This is a genomic window from Flavobacterium sp. W22_SRS_FP1 (assembly GCF_052113685.1).
Lineage (GTDB): Bacteria > Bacteroidota > Bacteroidia > Flavobacteriales > Flavobacteriaceae > Flavobacterium.
On record NZ_JBGQOE010000015.1, the window covers coordinates 59,673 to 82,614 of the forward strand.

A 22,942-nucleotide genomic window follows, 5' to 3' on the forward strand; every position below is an offset into this window, starting at 1 on the left:
AACAATTCTTATGAAAAATCTAAAATTTATTTCCCTCTTTTTGATGATTATAATATCCGTTAATCTTCATGCGCAAAAATTAACGCCAATTGAAAAAAAGGTTATTAATCTAATTGAGGAAAGCAACAATGAAGCAATTAATTTACTTGAAAAGGTTGTGAATATTAACAGCGGTTCTTTAAATATAGCAGGTGTAAAAAAAGTAGGGGGTATCTTTGCTGATGAATTTAAAGCAATCGGATTTGCTCCAACTTGGTTTGAGATGCCGGATACTATGGATCGAGCTGGTCATTTATTTTGTGAACTTAATTCGGGTTCTGTACAGGGAAAAAAAATATTACTAATTGGACATTTAGATACTGTTTTTGAGGAAAACAGTTCGTTTCAAACTTTTACTAGAGACTCTACAGTGGTTTACGGACCTGGTGTAACAGATATGAAAGGAGGAAATGTCATTATATTATATGCCTTAAAAGCGTTACACGATGCTGGGGTTTTAAAAAACACTCAAATTATCGTTGCCTATAGTGGTGATGAAGAAAAAGCAGGTAATCCTGTAGAAATTTCTAGAAAAGATTTAATTGATGCAGCCAAACGAAGTGATATTGCGCTTGGATTCGAAGGAGCTAGTGGTCTTAATTACGCTACTGTGGCCAGAAGAAGTTCGGGAAGTTGGACTGTAGAAACTTCTGGCACAAGAGCACATTCAGCAGGTATTTTTACAGATGCTGTTGGTGCTGGCGCTATATATGAAATGGCAAGAATTTTGAATTCATTTTATACAGATCTGCCAGAACAGAATCTAACCTTTAATGCGGCGACTTTAGTAGGAGGTACTTTAGTAGATTTTAACGAAACACAATCAAAAGGTTCCACTTTTGGAAAAACCAATATTGTTGCGCAAAAATCTATTGCGAATGGTGATATCCGTTGTTTGACGGATGAGCAAATTAGTACAACCGTTGAGAAAATGAAAGCGATAGTTGCTAATAACTTACCAAAAACTACAGCTAAAATATCGTTTGATTTAAAATATCCTCCTATGGCACCGACGGAAGGTAATTATGCTGTTTTAAAGGTACTTGATGGAGTTAGTCAAGCGATGGGGCAAGGAAGAGTTGAGGCATACGATCCAGCCAAACGAGGCGCAGGTGACATTTCGTTTGTAGCGAAATATGTTGACGGTCTCGATGGGTTAGGCACGATGGGTAGCGGTTCGCATACCCCCCAGGAAAGTATGGATATAGCTCATTTTAAAGATTTAACAAAAAGAGCGGCACTATTAATTTATAGATTGATTAACACCAAGTCATAAACGCGGATCGAAAGGTGAGTATAAAACAAATTCAAAATGAAAAAATCAATATTATTATCATTATTATTATCTACTTTCTTTTTATTTTCTTGTAAAAGTATTTTATCGACAAAGGCGAATCCAGAGCAGCGTGAGCCCAATTCATTTGCGCTTGTTATTCATGGTGGTGCTGGTGGAGTTAACAGAAAAAATCATTCCCCTGAGCAACAGCAAGCGTATTCGCAAAAACTCCAAGAAGCACTTAACGCTGGGTATGCTGTTTTAGAAAAAGGTGGGATTTCTTTAGATGCAGTACAAGCAGCAATCAATGTAATGGAAGACTCTCCCTTGTTTAATGCTGGCAAAGGAGCTGTATATAACAGTGAAGGAAAGCAAGAAATGGATGCCGCAATTATGGATGGAGAAAATTTAAATTGTGGTGCCGTTGCAGGTGTCAACCATATAAAAAATCCGATTTTAGCTGCGCGTGTAGTTATGGATAGTACGAAGCATGTGTTGCTATCTGGTACAAGAGCTGAAATAATGGCAAAAAACAATGGCGTTGAAATGGTTGATGAATCGTATTTCTTTACTGAAAAAAGATTAAATCAGTTGCGAAAAGTGCAAGGAACAGAAGAGACACTCCTAGATCATAGTGGATTAATTGACGATCATAAATTTGGAACTGTAGGAGCAGTTGCAATTGATAAAAAAGGAAATATTGCTGCAGGAACTTCAACCGGAGGCATGACTAATAAGAAATATGGAAGAATAGGTGATTCGCCCATTATTGGTGCAGGAACTTATGCAAATAATCAAACTTGTGGAATTTCAGCTACTGGCGCTGGTGAATATTTTATGCGAACAGTCGCCGCTCATGAAGTTTCAAGTTTAATACAATATAAGGGATTGAGTCCTAAAGAAGCTTTACACGAAGTCTTGTTTAATCAAATAGGTGGTCTTGGTGGTGAAGGAGGTATGATTTTATTAGACAAGAACGGGAATGTTTCATGGGATTTTAACTCCGATGGCATGTTTAGGGGATATAAAAAATCAAGTGGAGAAAATATCGTAGAAATGTTTGAGCAAAATTAATAACTATCTAAAGCCATGTTCTAGTGCGGATTTAAATTAATTATTGAATTTTTGATTTACTTTTGGTTCTACCAATTGCTTTGATGTAAGTTTAAAAAAAAGCATAAAAAATTTTCAAGTCATTTGTATTCAAAAGAGCTGGGATTTTTTCATGCAATGACTTGATGAATGGGTTTTTGAACTAAAAAATATAATAAAAACTAAATTCATGCGTAAATTTATTTTCCTTGTTTTTAGGGGCTTTACTTTTTATTGTTTTATAGTTTTTTGGTAGTCCGAAAGGTATTTCAGAAAAAGACTATGATATGCTTTGCATTACACTTTGGATGGCAATTTGTTCTAAAAGCGGTTTAAAGTATGAATTTTTAAAGCCAATAAAAGATTATAGAATTATTGTATTTCCGGATAAAGGCGAGTATTCAGATTGGTTCCATATGGCTAAGAAATTAAATAAGTTAAGGTTTAAAATATCGTTAACGATTGGCTTGAAAATTCTGATTACGAAACAGGAACAGATATTGCCGATCTGTACTTAAAGGAATACAAAGAACAACCAAGCAGTTAAACAAATCAGGATTTAATAATCAAAATAATAACAAAAATGGAGCTTAACTAGATGTGCAGTTTTTATTTGCATATCCAGTTCATTGTTTTTATTAAAATGGGTTCTTAAATGCGTTAAAGTCCCAAAGAAATGGCAGTACAAAATAGACCATTATCATAACGATTATAATAGATATGACATTCATCACTATTCCAACCCTTACCATATCAGAAATTTTTAAGTAATTTGACCCAAAAACCACTGCGTTAGGAGGTGTAGCGACAGGCAACATAAAGGCGCATGAGGCTGCTAAAGTAGCACCAACCATGAGTAAAAAAGGATGTACATCGAGCACAACGGCAGTGGGAGCTAGTATAGGTAACAACATCGCTATTGTAGCTAAGTTAGAGGTGATTTCTGTTAAGAAATTAACAGCTGTTATTACAACTAAAAGAATGATGAAAATTGAATACCCATTAAGATGGACCATCTTTTCAGCAATAAAAGTAGCCAATCCGCTAGCTTGAAAGCCTGAAGCAATAGCCAAACCACTTCCGAAAAGCAATAAAATACCCCAAGGTAACTTTACAGCATCTTCCCAATGCATTATTTTTTCGGTACCGTCAGGTGAATTAGAATTGAATAAAAACAAGCAGACCCCGGCTATAAGTGCAATTATGGAATCATCAAGGTCAGGTATAAATATATTTAAGAAAAAGGATCTTGATATCCAGGCAAATCCGGTTAGAACAAAAACAGATAAAACTATTTTTTCTTCATAACTCATTTTCCCTAAGCCGCTAAGTTGTCGTTTGATTTCGACTTGACCTTCTTCAAACTCAATATGTTTAAACTTAAATGCCACGCGAGTTAAATATAGCCATGAAATGGCAAGAAGGACAACTGAAATGGGTAGTCCAAACATAAACCACTGCAAAAAACTAATCTCTATCCCATATAATTCTTGAACTATACCTGCAAAAACAAGATTTGGAGGTGTTCCAATCAAAGTAGCTACGCCACCAATGGAGGCACTAAATGCAATTGCTAACATCAAGGCTTTTCCAAATATTGCATTTTCATCTTCAGCCGTACTTTTTAAGTCTTTCATTTGTTTGACAATGGCAATACCTATAGGTAGCATCATAACTGCCGTAGCAGTGTTTGATATCCACATGGATAGAAAAGCCGTGGCAATCATAAAACCTAAAATTATTTTACGCACATTAGTGCCTATCAAATTAATGATGTTTAAAGCAATCCGTTTGTGCAAATTCCATTTTTCAATGGAAAGCGCTAATATAAATCCTCCCAAGTAAAGAAAAATATATCGATGACCAAATGAGGACGAGGTATCATCCAAAGGCAATGCCCCTGAAAGCGGAAAAAGAATAATGGGTAATAGCGACGTGGCAGCAATTGGCATAGCCTCAGTAACCCACCATGTCGCAACCCATAGAGTACATGCTAACACTGCATTTCCTTGATCTGACAGTCCATCTAAATGTAATGCATATCGGGTTAATATGAATAATGCGGGCCCTAAAAGAAGCCCTATTTTTTTTGTATTCAAAATTTGTTTTGTTTTTATGTTTGAATCATTAATTATTCAACAATTGAGCTAATAATGCTTTAAACTCAGGTGAGGTATAAATCGCTGAACCGTTATGCGAAATACCTTGTGCAATTGTTTTTTTGTGGTTGTGGTTGGGATATTTTAAGTCCATATATAGATACATATTTTCCCCTCTTTGATAGCGTGATGAACCAGAAAGAACTGCTTCGCAGTCAGTCGTATTAAGCTCACTATCACTTCCAGAACCATTTCCCAGCAAATAAGTGATGCTTCGACTCACAAAACGATCATTAAAGGTTGCTTTGTCCAAAGCACTCACGTAATCCGGTGCAAGCTCATATCCAAATGGCCAAAACTGTAGCCCATTACAGTTAGTAGGTACATACAAATTATTAGTCTGTTCATCAATCCGCTCGTTTGTGGGATAATAAAAATACTGGCTTTCACTTACTATATACTCGAAATGAATTTCCGGATATAGAGATTCAGAGCGATTTCCTGCAGCATACGTGTGAACAAAACGTCCGCCCGATGATTGCCCAGTGATTACTATCTCATTTAATACGGGGAAAAAGTTTTTATCCGCTAAACGACTAATAAGAATATCTAAAACCTCAAAAGAACTTATTTTAATCGCACCACTAGATTCTTTCCCGTCTCTGTAACCTAGCGAACTCCAGTAAAGATCACCACTTGATACCTCACTCGATTTGAAGTCTGGTGCAATTAACACTGTGCTTTCAGAAACGCCCAAAGCCTCTAGGGTTGTACTCATGTAACTGTAGTAATCATCTGGGTTTATCGAAGCTCCATGTACTACAATAACTGCTTTCTCAAGATTTTGCCAGTTAGCGTTTTCTTCGTAGATAGGATAATTGGCATAGAAATCAAAATTTCCTTGTCCGGTATTATGAGAAATAAGTTTAGACTGCAAACAATCAGCTGTATTTAAACAGGGAGGTTTAGAATAAATGGTATCGTCCACTTGTGTTTTGAAACTAAAATTAATAGTTTCACTGAGCATTTCTCCATTTACCCCAATAGCACCTTCGATAATAAATTCATATGTACTTCCATAATCAAGATTAAGCGATACTTCAACTGCTGATGAATTATTCGTGTAATTGATTGCTGCTATTGTTCCGTTGGATAACGGATTAATTTTTAAAGCCTTTTCAAACAACGCAGGATCAATACTCCTTGAAAAAACAAATCTTATTGTTGGATTGATACTTATATTATCCATTGCAGAAGTAACTTTACCACCTTCAACTGTTAGCGAAAAAATATTTATTTGCCCAGTTTCTTGTATACCAGAGTCATTAGAACAATTGGTAAACAAGAGCAAAAGCATAACTGAAATAATTAATTTATGTGTATACATATAATATGATTTTAATTAGTTACAAAATGGATAAGGGCAGCTAGAACTGCTATTGTTTGTTGCTGTTGCAGCACAATCTAATGCGCCATTTGTCCATCCTCTTGCGGTTTTGTAGGCCCATGAACCGGTATATTCCCATGACTGGCCGGTTCCATCAACATTGGCGTCACCAAAAGTTTCAATAACATTGCCTTGATAGAAAAGTTCGACAGCATCGTCACCATTTTGAGATACAAAATCATCTTGAAAAACTTGATCAAACTTATTGTAACAGTTGCCATAATACGTCGCAATGGCTCCTGGAACTCTAGCAACTAATATTTGATCGCCTTCTGAAACATACACTGCCGGGAATGTATATTCAACACCGTCAGTTCCACCTCCATTATTAGCGATACCTAAACCATATATACTTAAGTCAGAAATATCTCTATTTGCCCTAACATGAATGGCTTTTCCATCATTGGTTCCAGAACCGCTCCATAAAAGAGCCGTTACTCCTTGCAATTGTAGTGGGCTACAGAAAGGGTAAGCTGCCCTTGAGATTGCGTTAGTGGCTCCTGCATTGACTGCCGCGCCAGCACCAGCATAAATCCATTCCCCATCTAATTTATAGGCCCAAGAATCAGTATATTCCCAAAGCTCGCCCGTTCCATCAACACCTGGTTCTCCAAAGTATTCAATTGCATTTCCATTTTTATAAAGCACAAATACATCATCACCATTTGCTGACATTTTCGTAGTTTCATATATTGTAAATGAGTCAAGACAAGATTCAAAATAAGCCCTTGCATTTGCTAAATCTAAATCACGTACAATAAACAGTTGATCGCCTGCAGAGGCTGAAGACCCGGCGGGAAACGTAAATTCAATATCAGCTGGGTTTGGTACCGCGCCATTACTGGCAATTTCAACTCCATAAATGCTCAAATCGGCGATGTCTGCAAGTACAGATAAATGAACAGCTCTGATTTGACTCGTTGTCCCGTCGTATTTTTGAAGTTCCATCACCCCTTTAAACTCTAGTAAAGGAGCCTCGTCAATTAAGTTTAAGGTTAAATCTCCTGAAGATGAAGGCACACAATTGACTAAATTATCAACATTAACGATTATTGTTTCCGGGCTTTCAGTGTCAATATCTACCAAGCTTGAAATCAATACAGTAGCAGAGGTTTCTCCAGCAGGAATAATCAAACTAGTATTATCAATGCTATAATCTGCACCTAGTTGTGCAGTTCCAGATAAAACGATATCAAAGCTAACGTCTTTTAGTATACTTTCACTTAAAGAAGCGGTAAGTATTACTTGTTCTCCTTCATAAATGTCATTACTTTCAACTGAGATCGATAAAGTGGGAGGTACAAATGCCTTTGTAGAAAACAGTAGCTTATAATCCGCATTAGAGGATTGACCTTCGACCCCATAAGTTCCTTTTGGCAAAGAAAGGGTATAATCCGTTTCATAATCTAATGGGCTGTTAAAACCAATAACAATAAGAGAGTTGGTCTCGTCATAAGAAAGGGAATAATCAGCAGTAGGTGAAACGGATAATGCTGCTTCAAAAACAGTTTTATTTACTCCGTGAGAAAAAATTAATTGCATTTGACCCAAAGGATCAAATTTAGCAATCGGTCCTGTTACAGATTGACCATCATAATTTACTTGAAGGACCCGAAAGGCATTAGTTATTGGGTAGTTGTCATTATCATCCATGTTTTCACAAGAAATAGAAGTGAATATGCCAGCCCATATGATAAATGCTAGTAGAATATTTTTAATTTGTTTTTTCATTTTATATTTAATTTAAACGAGTTTTAAAATCATATTCGTCAACCAACTGTTGCAAAAAAGCGGCATTTTCTTGGCTTAAAAACAACAGCCATAATTTTTGTCCGTTTTTGTCAACAGAAGTTATACGTTCAGGTATATCAGTTGTTTTTTCATTGGTGAAATATTTAAAAAATGCCAAACCATTTAGATAGGTTCCATGTTTGGAAGGATGTTTGTCATCATCGTCAAACATGTTCAAATCCGGACGCCATTTGCGTACTTCGGTAAATAGATTCCCGCAAGGCACAACATCAACGCCTAACCTTTTTGCCATGTCATCATATGTAGCAGCTATGGTTTTAATCATTAATGGATTAGAATCATACGCCCAAGTCATCATAAATACAGGAATTGCATTCTTGCTTCTTACGAGCTCTACCATTTTTTTGCTATCTTCAAAGAAGCTATCTGCATCATCAATAGTTGCCAAACTGTGATGGTTTATGACCACATAGTCGAAAGTTTGATTATTTAAAATTTCAACCGTTTGAGTACCTTTTTCTTGATTAAGGTGTTGCGATATGCTTGAACCGCCTACCAGAGAAGTTCGAGTTTCAATATGTACCTTTTTACTGGACGCAGACATGGCGTTAACAACCTGTGGAAGGTTATAGAAATACGTAAAACTGTTTCCTACAAAGAGTACACGTAGGCTGTCTTTCTTTACTTGGGCGAAACTGCTTTGCCCATAGATACATATAAAAAGGACTATTAAAATATTTCTTAATTTCATAATCAATTTATTTATTTACTTGAGTGGGTTCAAAAAAATCAGGAATTGGATTGGGTGTGTTTTTATTATTGTCAATCTCTGAATTTCCAATAAGGAATCTTTGTGGTAAAAAAGATCCTGTATTAGGCACAACAGGCACTCTTACTGTACTCTCGTTCTGTGTTCTTCTAGTATCATTAAAAACCTCTATCTGCCCAAATAATGTAATATATCTTTCTTCTAAAATTTCTCTAAGTAATGCGTTACCGCTTGAAATACCGCTTGTGTTTTCGATTCCTAGATTATCGAAATCAGCTGCTACATAGGGATCATATTGAAGATTAGCCATTATTGGGTTGGTTATATAACCTCCTGACGCCATATATGTACGAAACGAATTTAAATGTCCAAGTCCAGTATTAAAATTAGCCCTTGCTCCTGCCTCGGCAAGAATTAAAAGGTTCTCAGCATAAGTTACTATTTGAGCTGGAGCATCAATCTGAGCAAAACCGTTTGTATTAAAGTTTGGCTGAAGACCAACAACCGTAGTTTGCAATAAGTAATTATACCTAGCAGTCTCGTTGGTTTTTGAATTCCCTCGATAATTAGCAGGAATTGGATTAGTTGCAGTATTAGAATCAATAAAACTTGCGAAAAAGTTGGATGCAACCATATCGTTTTTTCTAGATGCAAGCGCAAAAAATTGATAATACAAATTGGCATCATCTGTTGCAGTTCCATGTGGAGACTTCATGTTATTGGTATGAGAACTTCCATTTGAACCAATACCTTTTTGAGCTGCTGTATATGCCTCTGGATATTCCTTTGTGTGCATAAAAAAACGTGCTTTTAGGGTATAAGCCACTTGCGTCCATGCTACTGCGTTACCATCGAAATAAATTTCGGTATTAGCTGGAGGTCTTCCAGTGCCAGCTGCCAAATTAACTATGGCATCATTTAGTAAAGCTTGAATTTTCCCGTACACTGCAATTTGGGATTCAAACTCCGGATTTTCAAATTCTAAACTTCCAGCTTGGTCATAAGGAATATCTCCAAAAAGAGATGTAGCGGTCCCTAAATCCAATGCTTTTAATACTTGTAAAACCCCCAAAGAGATTCCATCAATTCCGCTGGATTTTGCAGACTCCTCAGCTACAAGAATATTTCTTAAAATATCTCTAAATATAATTCGCCAAGTGGTGTCAAAAGATGCTGACGTTACTAGATAGTTATTATAGGCCAAATGTTGTCTATCAAATCCAGTAAATTGACCAGACATAATACCCGATTGTCTTGCTGGTGCTCCTGTTTGAAACACTATAGTTGCTACCTCAGCACCTGTTAAGGTATATTGATAAGGGGCTGATGTAGGATTATTAGGGTTTTGATTTAAATCTTCTACCATATCCGCACAACTAAAGATAAAAAGAGATAAAACACCTATTGTATATATTTTTTTCATAATTTCTTAAGTTTTTTTATTAAAATGTCACTGATAAGGATAAGACGTACGATTTTGTACTTGGATTATTATAGTAATCAATTCCACGTGAAGAACTTACACCAGAAACATTAGTGTCAGGATCATTCCCCTCAAATTCCGTCCATAGAATAAGGTTTCTACCAGTTGCAGATAATGTAAGGTTGTCAATACCTATCGCCTTGGTTACCTCTTTGTTTAATTTGTAACTTATAGTTAACTCCCTTAAGCGGGTCCATGAACCATCTTCAACAAACAATTCGGAATTTCCACCGAAAAATCCTCCAGGGCCATTATACCAATCTTGAGTAAGAGCAACTGGTCCTGCCCCAAAATCACGAATTTCACCACGAAAATTAGTGCCGGCTAGTAATACATTACCTTTAAAATTTAGCAAATTTTGTGTAGCGGTAACCTCGTTAGCCGTTGATCCCCATCGACCATAATCTACAAGTGTCGACTTGGTACCTGCAAAAATATCATTGCCTTGGCTGGTTTCAAACAGAAACGATAACGAGAAGTTTTTGTATGAGATGGATCCGATAGCTGACCCCTGCCAATCCGGATTGGGGTCTCCAATCATGCCTTGTACAGGATCCGTAATAGGAAAACCATTAGCGTCATGTTGTATTTGCCCGTTTTCATCTCTCAAAGATCTAGTCCCCCAAAGTATACCATGTTGCTGACCAATCATGGCACGATTATGAACACCACTTAAACCCGTATCGAGCTGCACGGAATCTGTACCTTCAACAAGGCTAGTAACCTCGTTTTTATTTTTAGAATACAAGAAACTCATGTTCAGGTTCCAATCAGAGCTTTTATATATATTATAACCTAATTCTAATTCTATTCCATAATTTTTCATCGAAGCTGCATTGGAATATAATTGGGAATACCCTCGAGAATAGGCGATAGGAAAATTAAGTAATATATCATTAATCTCATTTGAGTAATAAGTAGCATTAAGTTTTACTTTATTCTTAAAAAACCGAAGGTCTGTACCAATTTCATATTCCTTTTTCCTTTCAGGCTTGAGTGAAGGATTACCTAAAGAGGAACTTGGAACAAAAGCTCCACTACCATAAAGCCCCGTTGCTAAACCTCCTCCTAATTGATCACTATAGGTAGGTGAAACGTACTCTGCGAAGGTATTGTATCGAGCCGGTTGAACACCAACCTCTGCGTATGACATTCTTAACTTTCCAAATGAAAGAAACTTTTTCGGTATTAAATTCAGTTCACTAAACTGCCACGCAATTGAAGTTGAAGGAAAATAAAATGGTTTATTAGAATTTAATCCGAATGTAGAAGCATATTCAGATCTTAGCGTTGCATTAATAAAAACCTGGTCGTAAGCTGAAAAATTAGCAGCAGTATAGCCAGCTACAGTTCTTTCACTTCCAAATGACGACGTAACTGATCTGTTTTCTGGTAAAGCATTGTCTACATCTAAAATATGATCTGCCACATTAGTGTAGAGAATAAAGTTATTAATCTCGTTACCCTCCACAACCCTTTCTTTTTGGTTATAGTTAAAACCTATCAAAATGTCACCATTAAAATCACCATTAAAAGTTTTACTAGCTTTAGCTATGTAATCCATATTGAATATGCTATTAGTGGCAAGTTCTTTAATTTGTGTTCCATTAACAAAAGTAGCAGCCGCTCCTGGAGTATAAAATTCATGGCCTCTTTCTATAAATTTGTCAATACCTGCTCTAGCAATCAGCTCTAACCATTCTACGGGTCTTAAGTTGTAATTTACGTTCGCAATGAAACGATCAACAGTTGATATGTTTTCTTGCTCATTAATGGTCCACAATGGATTGTTAGCCACTGCACTTGAACTCTCTCCCAAATATCGCCTATATGTTCTTTGCCGACCAGAAATTGGAGCCGAGATACTGGAATCATAATAATCCCCCTTGTACCCGGAGATATCAAAATCAGCTGGAGTTCTTGTTAACCCAAGATATAAACCATTATTACTTACCCCACGGCGAATACGATTGGAATTGGTCTTCATGTACTTAAAAGAAGCATTCAGATCTGATTTTTTATTTAATTTATGTTTAACATTAACTGATGCCGTGGTTCTTCTATAATCGGAATTTTTGATAATCCCTTCTTGATTAAAATCACTTACACTAAAGTAAATTGAGCTATCTTGGTTCCCTGCTGAAATGCTGACATTATTCTCCAGAAAGTGGCCAGTTTGGAAAACTTTATCAAAATTACTTTCGTCATAAGTTTCCCTAGAGTTTTTATTAACTATCGGATAATAAAAAGCCCCATCCTGATCAATATAATAAGCTCCTAAAGTATTAAAATCATCTGGAGCTCCTGATCTTTCAGAAATCTTATCACCCCAGGAATAGGTGTTGTTTGGCGTAAAAACACCTTTTGTTCCCTGTCCAAACTTATCCTGCAGTGGGTACTTCACATTAATTACATCAGATGAGTATGTTGTATTATAAGTCACTTTCATCTTTTGATTGAACTTGCCACTTTTGGTAGTAATCATAATGACCCCTCCCAATGCTTGTGTGCCCCACAATGCGGCAGCAGATGCTCCTTTTAAAACAGTTAAACTTTCAATGTCGTTCGGATTTATATCATTTAATCGTGATTGTTGAGCAAAATCATTAGAATCTCCACGGACATCATTACTCATAGGGACTCCGTCAATTACAATGAGCGGTTGTGAACTGCGCTCGATTGATGAAATTCCTCTAACTTGGATATAGGCTCCAGCACCTGGATCACTCGAGTTTCTAGAAATTCTTACTCCTGAAGCTTGACCAGATAAAGAATTAACTACGGAAGTTTCTTTAGCACCCGTTAAGGACTCACTAGAAACTACTGAAGTTGCATATCCTAATTCATCTGAAGATTCTTTAAAACCAAGTGCGGTAATAACTACCTCACCAAGTTGTTCTAAACTTTCTTCCAGAGTAATATTGATTGTGTTTTTATTACCAACAATAATTATTTGTTGCCTAAATCCTATCGAAGTATAAGTTAGAATTGCTTTAGCGTTTAAAACAGAAATGGAGTAATTACCATCAAAATCTGTAATTTGTCCGTTTGTGGTGCCTTGTTCCAGTATATTTACTCCTGGTAATGGTATTCCTCCTTGATCGGTAATAGTTCCTTTAATTGTTTGTTGCGCAAACGTTTGTTGAACTATTACTAAACAAAACACAATTAAAACTTTAATTAATTTTTGTTTTTCCATTTTTAGTGTAATTTGGTTTTTGATTAGATATGTAATACATTACTCTCGCAAACCTAATGTTAAAATTAACAACAAAATTGTGTAAATTTCAATATTCACTATATTTTACACTATTTTACACTATTATAGATAAATTTTTATGGAAGAAAATAAAGATAATATTAATTTATTCATTAATCTCCTTGAGAAAAAATACGGCAGTTGGGACCGTAACAAGGCACTTTTTGGCACTACAGCATATGGTAAGGTTGCAAGTGATTTAAGTATAAGCAGTAGCCAGTTTACAAAACTTCTTTATGGCACTGCGACAGATGGTATGTATGAGCGTGCTTCAGATAATATCAATCGATTGATTGGACGTCAATCGGTTGAGAAGGCGAACGAGGAAAAAGGACTTATTATAAAAAAATTAAAGGAAACATACAGAATAAAAATCTTTATTGTTTCACTATTTTTTTTAGGGATTGGGCTAACCATAAGTTATTTACTCGATTTCAATCATTCTGATTCTAAAAAATCAGATTACGAAAACCATCCCCTAGAGAATTATTTCTATCCTGAATCTTCAATGTTTTTTGATTCGCCTTATCTTGGTAATTCAGCTATTTCAGAAAATTGCCCTGCTAGCGGATTTGAGGGCAGATGGATATTATCTGAACCATTCAAACTTCCACTTCCTGGAATGAAAAAGCCAGGGCTATATTACCAAGCAAAATCGGCCGACATGATGATTAGAGGTACAAATCTTTTTGATTCTTATATAGAGAAAGGACACGCCATGATGGGTTATGAGTACTTAAAAAGTGAAATTTGGATTGATACGAAACAGGAGACTTTAGTACCGCGATATTTCAATCCATCCAGCAAAGAATTTACGGAAAGCTTCAAAGAACTTACTTTCGAATCAGATCCTAGATTTAAAAAAATTGCTGATTTGGCTGCATTTAATGTAAATATGTTCTATGTTCATGGAGATTCAATTACTAGAAATGCAGAGCTTACTGGTAGGATAGCTATTAATGTCAATAAAAGTTTAGCTAAAAAATATAACGTTGACGTAGACTATATTGTCAAAAATATACTTGGTGATTTAATTAAATCAAGTTGCAATACAGCTTTCAACCCATTTTGCAATCCAAACGATTTATCTGAAGGTAGGAGTATGATTACTTTCGATTGTATTTATACTTTTAATAAAGGAAACTTAGGATTAGGTAAAGGTTATCCTTATACAAAATCATATTTGTTTAAAGATCAAGTTTTTTCAGACTATCTTCCTTGTGCATGTGATGGTAAAGTAAATCAAGACTAATCCTTATTTAGACCTAACTACCTTACTCAAATCTTATGCATAAAAGGGTTTTAAGACTATTTATCTTGAAACCCTTTTACACTATCTCGTAAAGTTTGTATGTTAAAATTAAGGTTTTTATTCTTAACTTTTTATGATGGTAAAGTTAGCAAGTCCAGTTTCGGGCGCTATCGAATTATCAAAAAACTAAACAAAACCTCAGTCTCTTTTTATTGAGGCCAAATTTTTGAAATAATTCTTTACAATTGTGCCATTATTCCAATAACCGCTTTATCGCCTTGTAGCGTAGATGGTAATAAAAGATGAAACAACCTATAATTCCAAGAATTTTCATCAATTTATTTATTGTTTAGTTTTTCATTTTAAAACCATTCATTTTTGTTTAATTCATACACATAATTTTGTTTTGGTTGTTCGCCAAAATAAGTGACCTCTTGTTCCCCAATTTTTATTGCTTTTAGGCGACTAATCGCTATTTGAGAACGAATATTATCTTCTCCAATGTGAAAATATACTTTAGAAACGAATTGGAAAATATAGTTTAACATTATAGTTTTTACAGAATTATTGATCCCCTTTCCCCAAGATTGTGTGGAGTAAAAAGTATATCCAATTAGTATGCTGCTTTCCTGTTTGTTATAGTCATAGAAACGCGTGCTTCCTAATAACTTACCATTTGTTTTGTCAATAATTTTAAAAGCTCCTTTGCTTTTTATTGCACCTTCAAAGAAATTTTTGAATTCTTCCTTTTTCCAACGGTCTTTGTTAGGGTGCTGTTCCCATATTTTAGGGTCAGCTGCAACTTCATATAAGTCCTCAAAATCCTTCTCAAGTAAAGGAAAAAGAGATATTTTGTCGTTTTCCAATATGGATTGAATATCAAAATTCATTTTAGTTAATTTTAGTTTAATAGTACTCGTTTGTGTGCTTGCCAACAACCTTTATATTCTCTTAAGTAAATCTTTTATACACGCACTATTTGGGGTAGACTGCTGCTATTTATTGCTCGTATTCCTGCACTTATTTTTAAGCCAAATATAAAGTAGTTTTAGTAGATTGCTTCAATTGGTTGGAGATAATTTCCCTAGATTTTAGTCTTTCCTATCGTTGACCTGGCAAAATTTACTGTTTGCACAAACGGTTATTCTCTATTTTTAAAAGCAGGGTAGGAATTCTGAAGCTTAAGTCAGTAGGCTTTATGAACCACACGAAAGGATTCGTGCGGCAATGGAGGGAGCAGGTCAATAAGTAAGACAACTGTTTATGCCTCATATTATTTTGAATCAACATTACAGATCGTAAGATTATCTGTGATATTGATTACTATTATTACAATTCTCCTTAGTAGCCTGTGATTCAGGATATATCACTAATCTATTTCAAAATTATTTTGGTAGATAAGTAATGTTTCTTTCTTTCTGAAAAGTAGTTTTTGATTGCAGTAGGTAGGTTGTTGCAAAAGCAGTCTGTTATTAAATTGCAGCACGTTAAATTGTAAATTTAGCAAATCTAAAGACTCGATATTTAGTTCGTAGCCGCCAACAAAACCTATTACTTGCTTTTCTATATAAATGCCTGGACTGTACTCTTTTCTAATTTCAATTTTATTCTTGTTGTATATGGGAAATAGCAACAAATCCTAATCTATATAGGCTATGGATAGTTTTCTGATTTTTCTGCCGTCGTACCAGATCTCGATTTGATTTTTGGGCGAGTTTAATAAACCAGACCATTTTGTACCTGGCAGGTGTTTTGTTGAAGCAATTGCGGGTATTTTTAGGTAGCTCATATTTTAACATATTTTAGTAAGCAAGTGCGACTGCATTAAACAATATTTTTAATTCCCGATCATTAATAGCGTCGCACCTCATTTTATTCGGGTTTTATAATTTAATGTTATGAAAAAAATAATTAAAATTACTACAAAAGAACAAGGTTTGAGTGTAGTTAGTACATGAGAATTGCACGATTATTTAGAGGTAGAAACTCCTTTGACTATGTGGATGCCGAGAATGTTAGAGTATGGTTTTGAAAAAGGAAAGGACTTTACGCCAATTTTGGAGAAAAGTACAGGTTGCAGACCATTAACGGTTTATGCTTTTACATTAGATAAGACTTTGGAAATTTCAATGATCCAACCCACTAAAAAAGGATCAAGTCTAAATGTTGTGGGGAAATATTAAAAAGAAGACACAATGGTAATGTCGCCAGCCGAGCAACTTTTGGCAAATGCTAAACTTCTAGTAGATACTGAACGCAAACAAAAGAGTCCAAGAGCCGTATTTTAAAAACCGAGCAAGCCGTTTTAATGCTGGAAGAAAAAAGCCCAAAAAGCATCTGCACTATGCAATCAGAGAAATATAACCACAGAATCAATCCCTGATCCAAGATTTGGAATTATCAAAACGTATTCCGTAACTATTTTGAAAGATGTTTTTAGTATTAATATAGTTTAAAATTTTTTACTAGACTTGTCGGGAATATATTGGGAATAATCCATAAAAAAACCGCTAAATAGCTGATATTCAGCGGTTTATATTTTTAATCAGTGACCTTGACTGGATTCAAACCAGTAACCTCTTGAGCCGTAATCAAGTGCGCTATTCAGTTGCGCCACAAGGCCTAATTACTTTGCAAATCGTTATTTACATAAACCTTATGTCAACGTGTTTGCGGGTGCAAATATAAGTATAAATGTGTAAATTGCAAGTCTAATTAAACATAAAAATCAAAAAAAATGGCTTTAGTAAATTATATACGTGATATTCAGGGATTTCCAAGAGAAGGAATTTTATTTAAAGATATTACACCCTTATTAATTGACCCAAAAGCCAGAAAAGAGTGCTTAGATATTCTGGTTTCTTCGTTAAAAGATAAAAAGATAGATAAAGTCATCGGGGTGGAGAGTCGCGGTTTTTTCTTCGGGATGTTGATTGCGCAGGAATTGAACTTAGGTTTCGTGCCTGTCAGAAAACCCAACAAATTGCCTTACGACACCATTTCATCTTCCTATGAGCTAGAATACGGAACAGACACTCTGGAAATACATACTGATGCCATCCGCAAAGGGGATAGGGTACTTATTCACGACGATGTTCTTGCTACCGGAGGGACTGCCAAAGCAGTTTGTGAATTGGTGGAGGAATTAGGCGGTGAAATCGTCCAGCTTAATTTCCTGATGGAACTCAGTTTTCTCAACGGAAGGGAAAAAATTAAGGAACATGATATTTTTTCGGCAATAACATACTAACTGACCGCCCGAGTTGTCACATAATAGCGATAGCCAATGATTGCCATTTGCCATTTTTTGGCTTTGGCCAGATCCATTTGCTGTTTGCTAAAACTTGGTAAGATAATTTTGTTTATCTGGGCTAAAATTTTAAACATAAGGGTATTTTTTGGGACAAAGGTATAAAAAAAGAAGGTCGCGTTGGAGACCGTCTTTTTTACATTTATTGAGTTACTGTTTTTCTTTTTTAGTGATTACTTTAATTATTTTTTCACCGGTACTGGATTTATTTATATCCATTCTTTCAATTATGCCAGGATCTATTTTGTCTAATTCCGTTTTGTCCGATTTTATGCCATCTATATAAATTTCAGTTTCATACTGAATTCCGTTTTTTTGCTTGGCAATTATTTTAATATTTCTAGTTGTTTTGCTAGTTTGCAGATTATTGATGTTTTTGGGGTCAATTTTCTCTAAGTTCAATTCTGTCATGTTAACTCCGCCTATCATTAATTGTGAGCTATCAGAAATATCATTATAATTTTTAGTAATTATTTTAATTGTTGGTGCTTTTCCATTTTTACTGACGTCCATGCTTTCAATTAAATTAGAATCCAATTCATCTAATTCTTCTTTGCTTATTTTTTTTTCATCAACAAAAATTTCAGTGTCATCTGGAATACCATTAGAATTTTTTGTAATTATTTTAATGGTTGATTCTTTTCCGTTTTTATTGACATTCATGGTCTTAATTACTTTAGAATCTAATGCGTCCAGTTCGGCTTGACTTGCTTTTTTGCCATCAATATAAATTGTCTTGACTTCTTCTCCATTCTCTTTTTTGGTGACATTTACAGTAATTGTTTTCTTAACTGTGTCAGTTTGGACTTGGGAGGATTCCAAGTCTTTTCCCATATCGGCACTTTTCGTAATTACATTAACCGTTTTTGTCTTTTTCGCTTTTTCCTGTGCCACTACATTTACTTGAAAAAGCATAAAAAAGGCGACTAAAGCGGGAACTACAATAGCGTACTTCCATAAATTCCTTTTGTTTGATTGGTTTTTGTTTAACATGATGATTCGTTTTTTGATTAATGATTGATAAAAATGATTGGATAAGGCAACGCAATTTTCGTGCGCTGTTATTTTTAAAAGAGTGATTTGGTACCCTTTTTTGTCTGAAATTTTCAACAAAGCTTCACTGTCCGCGATGAATTCCAGATTTTGGAGAATCGCTTTCTGGTACAGCCAGATTAAGGGGTTAAACCAGAATAGGATGCTGAATAGTCGCGTGAGTAATACATCTATTGAGTGGTTTTGTTCGGAGTGTACTTTTTCATGCTCAATAATGTATTGCAACTCGGACACGCTGTATAAGGTCGAATTGTAAACAATGGTGTTGAAAAACGAAAAAGGCGCCAGCTTTTCCTCAACGTCAATAAACCTGAAATCGGCTTGCTGATGAACGGTTTTGCCTTTAAACACTTTGGTTAAACTGTAATAATCCAATCCAAATCGGGTTAAAAAAGCGACTATTCCCAGGGCATAAACGATCCCTGCAGTCAAAAACCAATCCATCTCAAAAGAGGTCTTTTCAACGGGAATACCAACGGGAATTTGCGACCAGTCGATTGTCGTGGGACTGGGTTCCACCCAAACGGTCTTCGTGAAAACCAATAAAGGCAGAATCGCGGAAGTGATCAAACCAACCAACAAAAACCAACGGTTACTGGTGAAAAAGGTTTCTTTTCGCAATAAAAAATAATAGGCCAGAAAGAACAAAGTAACCAAGCCGCTTGATTTTAGGAGGTAAATAAATAGTGTTTCCATCGTTTAATATTTTAAATACACAATTGTTATTTCTAGGTAAGAGTCTATTTTTCTTCTTTCGGATTTTCTATCATGGCAAGAATTTCGCGAAGCTCTTTGGCCGTTATTTTCTCCTCTTTGGCAAAAAACGAAACCATATTTTTGTACGAACTGTTGAAATAATTGTCAATTGCCGTATTCATGAACCCTTTTCTGTAGTCCTCGATAGCAATGATGGGGAAGTATTGATGTGTTTTCCCGTAGGCGTTATGTTCTACATATCCTTTTTCCTCAAGGTTGCGCACGATGGTCGATAAGGTGTTGTAATGCGGTTGCTCCTCTGTGATTTCCGCCATGACTTCTTTTACGAACGCTTTTTTGAGCTTCCATAAGATGTGCATGATCTCTTCTTCTTTGTTTGTTAATTTTTGCATAGCTTAGATTTATTTGGGCGTTACCCGCAAGGGCGGGTCAGGCTTTCGGCTATATCTCTTCGTTTTACTACGAGGATACCGCCTTAATCCTTAACGCATTCCAAACCTACAACTATATTTGCAGTTATACAACTATAAAAATAGTTATTTAACTAAATATTCAGTTTTCACGCTGTTTGGTCTTTTTTTGGAGCCGATTTTGGAAGTCGGGAAACCTGTAATGCAGATGCGTTGTTCTGGAAATGAGGCCGCGTGAGGGATAGCAGCAATCCGCCACAGCGGAGCGTATAGCCCGACCGCATTGCTGAAAGGGGCTGTGTCAGCAGTGTCGTAGTTTTGCCCCTTCAGCAATGGGGGCACGCCCTAAGAATTACTATGGGAATAGTCTTTTTCTTTTTGGACGAGTTTTTGCAGCCAGATGCAGCTTGCCACCGAGAGAATTCCTAAACTGCCCATGACAAACCAGTTCGCCTGATAGCCATATGCGTCTATGATCGTCAGTCCGGTTTTAGAACTCGCAATATGCGCCAAACTGAAACTCATGGTAAACAATGCCATATAACGTCCTTCGTGACCTTTTGGTGCTCTGCTTAAGGCAAAAGAATTGGAGAATGGGAAAATGAACATTTCCCCAAAAGTAATAAAAAGGATACTAACAATTAATATTCCTGCCCATATATTAATCAACAAAACATAGAAGCTTAGGGACATTAGCAATGAACCCCAAAGAATAATCCGGAGTTGATTTATGTTTTTTCTTTGGGTAAAACTCACAATTGGCATCTCAAGAAAGAAAATCAGCAATCCATTTAAGGATAACAAAAGACCACTTTGAAACTCCGTTAATCCAAATTTTTCGTTATGATACAGCGGCAGCGTCGTGAATAACTGGAAAAAAAGTACGGCCGTTATAAAACAAACAAAGAGGAATGTCCAGAATATCTTGTCTTTAAAAACAGAGACAGGTATTTCGGTTTCATTGTTTGCCGATTCTAAATCGGCAGACTTTTTACGCTCTTTCACTAGTACAGTGAAAATTAGAATCGATACGATACAGGAACTTCCATCGACCCAGAACAGGCCACTATAGCCCAAGTTCATAATGATCAATCCTCCTAAAGCGGGTCCGGCTGCGAAACCTAGATTGACTGCTAAGCGAACTAAAGTCAATGCTCGGGTGCGATTTTCTGGCCTGGCATAAGTCGCGAGGGAAACAAACATGGCGGGACGAAACATGTCTGCGACAGTCATTATGATAAACATTCCGCCGCACAATCCCCAAAAAGTGCGGATGTATTGTACCAGAAACAGCAGTACTCCGCTAGTGAATAAACTGAAAACCATGATTTTGTAAAAACCTATTTTATCTGATAATTTACCACCCAGCCATGAACCCAACATGGATCCAAAACCAAAAGCGACCATGATCCAGCCTACTTCAGCGTAGGACAAGTTCAAATCTTCTTTTAAGTATTTAGATAAAAACGGCAAAACCATAGTACCTGCACGATTGATAAAAGTAATCAACGTTAGAATCCAAATTTCTCTCGTAAAGCCTTTGTAATTGTTGATGTAGCGGTTGAAGGCAGTTGTGAGCATTATAAATGGGTTCTTTTTGCAAAGGTAGGGAACTTTGTAACTTTCAGACTTTGCCGCTTTGTAACTTTTAAACTATTTTTGCTAAAATAAAAAATATGAAAAAGATTCTTGTTTTGGTATTTTTGTTACAATTGAGTTTGGGTTTTGCCCAAATAAAATTTGATGTAAAGGCTGTAGAAAAGTTTCAAAAGGAAATTAATACTGAATATGCTGATGCTAAAACGAGTCCATTGATGGCTGATGATCTAGCTACGTTCAATACACTTGATTTTTACCCGATAAACGAAAAGTTCTTTGTCACGGCCACTTTTGTGCGTACCGAAAAAGAGAAAGCTTTTGGAATGAAAACATCTACGGAAAGAACACCATCTTATGTTAAATATGGCGAAGTGCATTTTACTATTGATGGTCAAGCGTTAAAATTGAATGTCTACAAGAATATCGAGCTTTCAAAAAAGAAAGAATTCAAGGACTATCTTTTCTTGCCGTTTTCGGACCTCAGTTCTGGTAATGAAAGTTATATAGGAGGGAAATACATTGATTTAAAAATACCCAAAGGCAATACGATTGCGATTGATTTCAACACTTCATATAACCCGTATTGCGCTTATAATAACAAATATTCTTGTCCTAAAGTGCCTTTAGAAAATGATTTGAATATCGAAATCAGGGCGGGAGTCAAAAAATTTCACGACTGATGAAATTCTTTAATTTCCATACTCACAAATATACGAATCAGTCTGATGTGCTGGAACTAGTCAATCAATACCCTCAAGAGTTTGATGCCTCGATTCCTTTTTATTCTATTGGAATTCATCCTTGGTATATTGTTGAAAACCGAGTGCAAGCTGATTTGGAGATAATAGAAAGCAAGTTGCAGGAAATGAATTGCCTTGCCATTGGCGAGTGCGGTCTGGACAAAAGGAGTGAAATCCCGATGGAGCTGCAGCAAGCAGTTTTCGAAAAGCAATTGCTTTTGGCGCAAAAATATGATGTCCCTGTGGTGATACATTGCGTGGCCGCTTTCCAGGAAGTAATTGCCATTAAGAAAAGACTAAACATAAGCGTTCCCATGATTATTCACGGTTTCTCTAAAAACAAGCAAACGGCAAAGCAATTACTGGATAATGGATTTTTCATTTCGTTCGGGAAATACCTGTTGAGAAATCCAGAACTGGAATCCGTTTTCAAAAGTGTTCCCAATGATCGATTTTTCTTGGAGACGGATACTGTCGAAGAAAATATAGACATAGTTTATGCTTTGGCAGCAAAATATAAGGGCGTAAATTTGGAGGAAATTCAAAGACAAATAAATAGTAATTTTCAAGCTGTTTTTAAAAAAACTTGATTTAAAATAACAAATATTCAAAAGGAGAGGTTTTTTGGAACTTTAAATATTAAAC

At 35.8% G+C, this 22,942-nt stretch carries 19 protein-coding genes and 1 tRNA gene; 7 read left to right on the forward strand and 13 right to left on the reverse strand.

Annotation, left to right across the window (positions count from 1 at the left end; genetic code table 11):
* The first annotated feature begins 10 nt into the window (after positions 1–10).
* Positions 11–1,315: a M20/M25/M40 family metallo-hydrolase gene (locus tag ACEN2H_RS10105; RefSeq protein ID WP_441732218.1), complete on the forward strand. Its 1,305-nt coding sequence runs from the start codon at positions 11–13 to the stop codon at positions 1,313–1,315.
* 36 nt (positions 1,316–1,351) lie between these two features.
* Entirely contained in the window at positions 1,352–2,389 is a 1,038-nt protein-coding gene (locus ACEN2H_RS10110; protein WP_441732219.1) for an isoaspartyl peptidase/L-asparaginase family protein, read from the forward strand.
* A gap of 656 nt (positions 2,390–3,045) precedes the next feature.
* On the opposite strand, the gene ACEN2H_RS10115 is transcribed toward ACEN2H_RS10110, so the two are convergent.
* From ACEN2H_RS10115 to ACEN2H_RS10140, 6 genes are read right to left on the reverse strand one after another with little or no spacing between them, the layout of a single operon-like run.
* Positions 3,046–4,509, reverse strand: a complete 1,464-nt coding sequence (locus ACEN2H_RS10115; RefSeq protein WP_441732246.1) for an SLC13 family permease — start codon at positions 4,507–4,509, stop codon at positions 3,046–3,048.
* Positions 4,510–4,534: 25 nt separating this feature from the next.
* Positions 4,535–5,893: an Ig-like domain-containing protein gene (locus ACEN2H_RS10120; RefSeq protein WP_441732220.1), complete on the reverse strand. Its 1,359-nt coding sequence runs from the start codon at positions 5,891–5,893 to the stop codon at positions 4,535–4,537.
* A gap of 15 nt (positions 5,894–5,908) precedes the next feature.
* Positions 5,909–7,684 (reverse strand): Ig-like domain-containing protein, encoded by a 1,776-nt coding sequence (locus ACEN2H_RS10125; RefSeq protein WP_441732221.1) that lies wholly within the window; start codon positions 7,682–7,684, stop codon positions 5,909–5,911.
* A 7-nt stretch (positions 7,685–7,691) separates the two neighbouring features.
* On the reverse strand, positions 7,692–8,456 hold the full coding sequence (locus ACEN2H_RS10130) for a hypothetical protein (RefSeq protein WP_441732222.1): 765 nt from the start codon (positions 8,454–8,456) through the stop codon (positions 7,692–7,694).
* A 7-nt stretch (positions 8,457–8,463) separates the two neighbouring features.
* Positions 8,464–9,897 (reverse strand): SusD/RagB family nutrient-binding outer membrane lipoprotein, encoded by a 1,434-nt coding sequence (locus ACEN2H_RS10135; protein WP_441732223.1) that lies wholly within the window; start codon positions 9,895–9,897, stop codon positions 8,464–8,466.
* A gap of 19 nt (positions 9,898–9,916) precedes the next feature.
* The gene (locus tag ACEN2H_RS10140; RefSeq protein WP_441732224.1) at positions 9,917–13,156 is read right to left on the reverse strand and encodes a SusC/RagA family TonB-linked outer membrane protein; all 3,240 of its coding nucleotides are present in this window, start codon (positions 13,154–13,156) and stop codon (positions 9,917–9,919) included.
* A 139-nt stretch (positions 13,157–13,295) separates the two neighbouring features.
* Between ACEN2H_RS10140 and ACEN2H_RS10145 the strand changes: the two genes are divergently transcribed.
* Complete coding sequence (locus ACEN2H_RS10145; protein WP_441732225.1) at positions 13,296–14,468, forward strand: hypothetical protein; 1,173 nt, start codon at positions 13,296–13,298, stop codon at positions 14,466–14,468.
* Positions 14,469–14,830: 362 nt separating this feature from the next.
* On the opposite strand, the gene ACEN2H_RS10150 is transcribed toward ACEN2H_RS10145, so the two are convergent.
* Positions 14,831–15,358: a GNAT family N-acetyltransferase gene (locus ACEN2H_RS10150; protein WP_441732226.1), complete on the reverse strand. Its 528-nt coding sequence runs from the start codon at positions 15,356–15,358 to the stop codon at positions 14,831–14,833.
* Between the two features lie 749 nt (positions 15,359–16,107).
* Positions 16,108–16,257, reverse strand: a complete 150-nt coding sequence (locus tag ACEN2H_RS10155) for a hypothetical protein (RefSeq protein WP_441732227.1) — start codon at positions 16,255–16,257, stop codon at positions 16,108–16,110.
* Between the two features lie 172 nt (positions 16,258–16,429).
* Here ACEN2H_RS10155 and ACEN2H_RS10160 point away from each other — a divergent pair, with 172 nt between their 5' ends.
* Positions 16,430–16,651 (forward strand): antA/AntB antirepressor family protein, encoded by a 222-nt coding sequence (locus tag ACEN2H_RS10160; protein WP_441732228.1) that lies wholly within the window; start codon positions 16,430–16,432, stop codon positions 16,649–16,651.
* A 366-nt stretch (positions 16,652–17,017) separates the two neighbouring features.
* Here ACEN2H_RS10160 and ACEN2H_RS10165 read toward each other — a convergent pair.
* Positions 17,018–17,091: transfer RNA gene (locus ACEN2H_RS10165), tRNA-Arg, on the reverse strand.
* A 114-nt stretch (positions 17,092–17,205) separates the two neighbouring features.
* Between ACEN2H_RS10165 and ACEN2H_RS10170 the strand changes: the two genes are divergently transcribed.
* A complete protein-coding gene (locus ACEN2H_RS10170; protein WP_441732229.1) occupies positions 17,206–17,718 on the forward strand; it encodes an adenine phosphoribosyltransferase in 513 nt (170 codons plus the stop codon).
* On the opposite strand, the gene ACEN2H_RS10175 is transcribed toward ACEN2H_RS10170, so the two are convergent.
* From ACEN2H_RS10175 to ACEN2H_RS10190, 4 genes are all read right to left on the reverse strand, one after another.
* Positions 17,715–17,855: an SsrA-binding protein gene (locus ACEN2H_RS10175; RefSeq protein WP_441732230.1), complete on the reverse strand. Its 141-nt coding sequence runs from the start codon at positions 17,853–17,855 to the stop codon at positions 17,715–17,717. The genes ACEN2H_RS10170 and ACEN2H_RS10175 overlap by 4 nt on opposite strands.
* Before the next feature lie 73 nt (positions 17,856–17,928).
* Entirely contained in the window at positions 17,929–19,527 is a 1,599-nt protein-coding gene (locus tag ACEN2H_RS10180) for a M56 family metallopeptidase (protein WP_441732231.1), read from the reverse strand.
* Between the two features lie 44 nt (positions 19,528–19,571).
* Positions 19,572–19,940 (reverse strand): BlaI/MecI/CopY family transcriptional regulator, encoded by a 369-nt coding sequence (locus tag ACEN2H_RS10185; RefSeq protein ID WP_441732232.1) that lies wholly within the window; start codon positions 19,938–19,940, stop codon positions 19,572–19,574.
* Positions 19,941–20,303: 363 nt separating this feature from the next.
* A complete protein-coding gene (locus ACEN2H_RS10190) occupies positions 20,304–21,539 on the reverse strand; it encodes an MDR family MFS transporter (RefSeq protein ID WP_441732233.1) in 1,236 nt (411 codons plus the stop codon).
* Positions 21,540–21,634: 95 nt separating this feature from the next.
* On the opposite strand from ACEN2H_RS10190, the gene ACEN2H_RS10195 reads away from it, so the two are divergent.
* Complete coding sequence (locus tag ACEN2H_RS10195; protein ID WP_441732234.1) at positions 21,635–22,237, forward strand: DUF1684 domain-containing protein; 603 nt, start codon at positions 21,635–21,637, stop codon at positions 22,235–22,237.
* Positions 22,237–22,887, forward strand: coding sequence for a TatD family hydrolase (locus ACEN2H_RS10200; RefSeq protein ID WP_441732235.1), 651 nt, complete (start codon positions 22,237–22,239; stop codon positions 22,885–22,887). The genes ACEN2H_RS10195 and ACEN2H_RS10200 overlap by 1 nt, the downstream gene beginning before the upstream one ends.
* Positions 22,888–22,942 lie beyond the last annotated feature (55 nt).

Excerpts from the sequence above, each read along its gene's own strand:
- ACEN2H_RS10105 (WP_441732218.1), top strand. The coding sequence starts at position 11 with ATGAAAAATCTAAAATTTATTTCCCTCTTTTTGATGATTATAATATCC.
- ACEN2H_RS10110 (WP_441732219.1), top strand. The coding sequence starts at position 1,352 with ATGAAAAAATCAATATTATTATCATTATTATTATCTACTTTCTTTTTA.
- ACEN2H_RS10120 (WP_441732220.1), bottom strand. The coding sequence starts at position 5,893 with ATGTATACACATAAATTAATTATTTCAGTTATGCTTTTGCTCTTGTTT.
- ACEN2H_RS10125 (WP_441732221.1), bottom strand. The coding sequence starts at position 7,684 with ATGAAAAAACAAATTAAAAATATTCTACTAGCATTTATCATATGGGCT.
- ACEN2H_RS10130 (WP_441732222.1), bottom strand. The coding sequence starts at position 8,456 with ATGAAATTAAGAAATATTTTAATAGTCCTTTTTATATGTATCTATGGG.
- ACEN2H_RS10135 (WP_441732223.1), bottom strand. The coding sequence starts at position 9,897 with ATGAAAAAAATATATACAATAGGTGTTTTATCTCTTTTTATCTTTAGT.
- ACEN2H_RS10140 (WP_441732224.1), bottom strand. The coding sequence starts at position 13,156 with ATGGAAAAACAAAAATTAATTAAAGTTTTAATTGTGTTTTGTTTAGTA.
- ACEN2H_RS10145 (WP_441732225.1), top strand. The coding sequence starts at position 13,296 with ATGGAAGAAAATAAAGATAATATTAATTTATTCATTAATCTCCTTGAG.
- ACEN2H_RS10150 (WP_441732226.1), bottom strand. The coding sequence starts at position 15,358 with ATGAATTTTGATATTCAATCCATATTGGAAAACGACAAAATATCTCTT.
- ACEN2H_RS10155 (WP_441732227.1), bottom strand. The coding sequence starts at position 16,257 with ATGAGCTACCTAAAAATACCCGCAATTGCTTCAACAAAACACCTGCCA.
- ACEN2H_RS10170 (WP_441732229.1), top strand. The coding sequence starts at position 17,206 with ATGGCTTTAGTAAATTATATACGTGATATTCAGGGATTTCCAAGAGAA.
- ACEN2H_RS10175 (WP_441732230.1), bottom strand. The coding sequence starts at position 17,855 with ATGTTTAAAATTTTAGCCCAGATAAACAAAATTATCTTACCAAGTTTT.
- ACEN2H_RS10180 (WP_441732231.1), bottom strand. The coding sequence starts at position 19,527 with ATGGAAACACTATTTATTTACCTCCTAAAATCAAGCGGCTTGGTTACT.
- ACEN2H_RS10185 (WP_441732232.1), bottom strand. The coding sequence starts at position 19,940 with ATGCAAAAATTAACAAACAAAGAAGAAGAGATCATGCACATCTTATGG.
- ACEN2H_RS10190 (WP_441732233.1), bottom strand. The coding sequence starts at position 21,539 with ATGCTCACAACTGCCTTCAACCGCTACATCAACAATTACAAAGGCTTT.
- ACEN2H_RS10195 (WP_441732234.1), top strand. The coding sequence starts at position 21,635 with ATGAAAAAGATTCTTGTTTTGGTATTTTTGTTACAATTGAGTTTGGGT.
- ACEN2H_RS10200 (WP_441732235.1), top strand. The coding sequence starts at position 22,237 with ATGAAATTCTTTAATTTCCATACTCACAAATATACGAATCAGTCTGAT.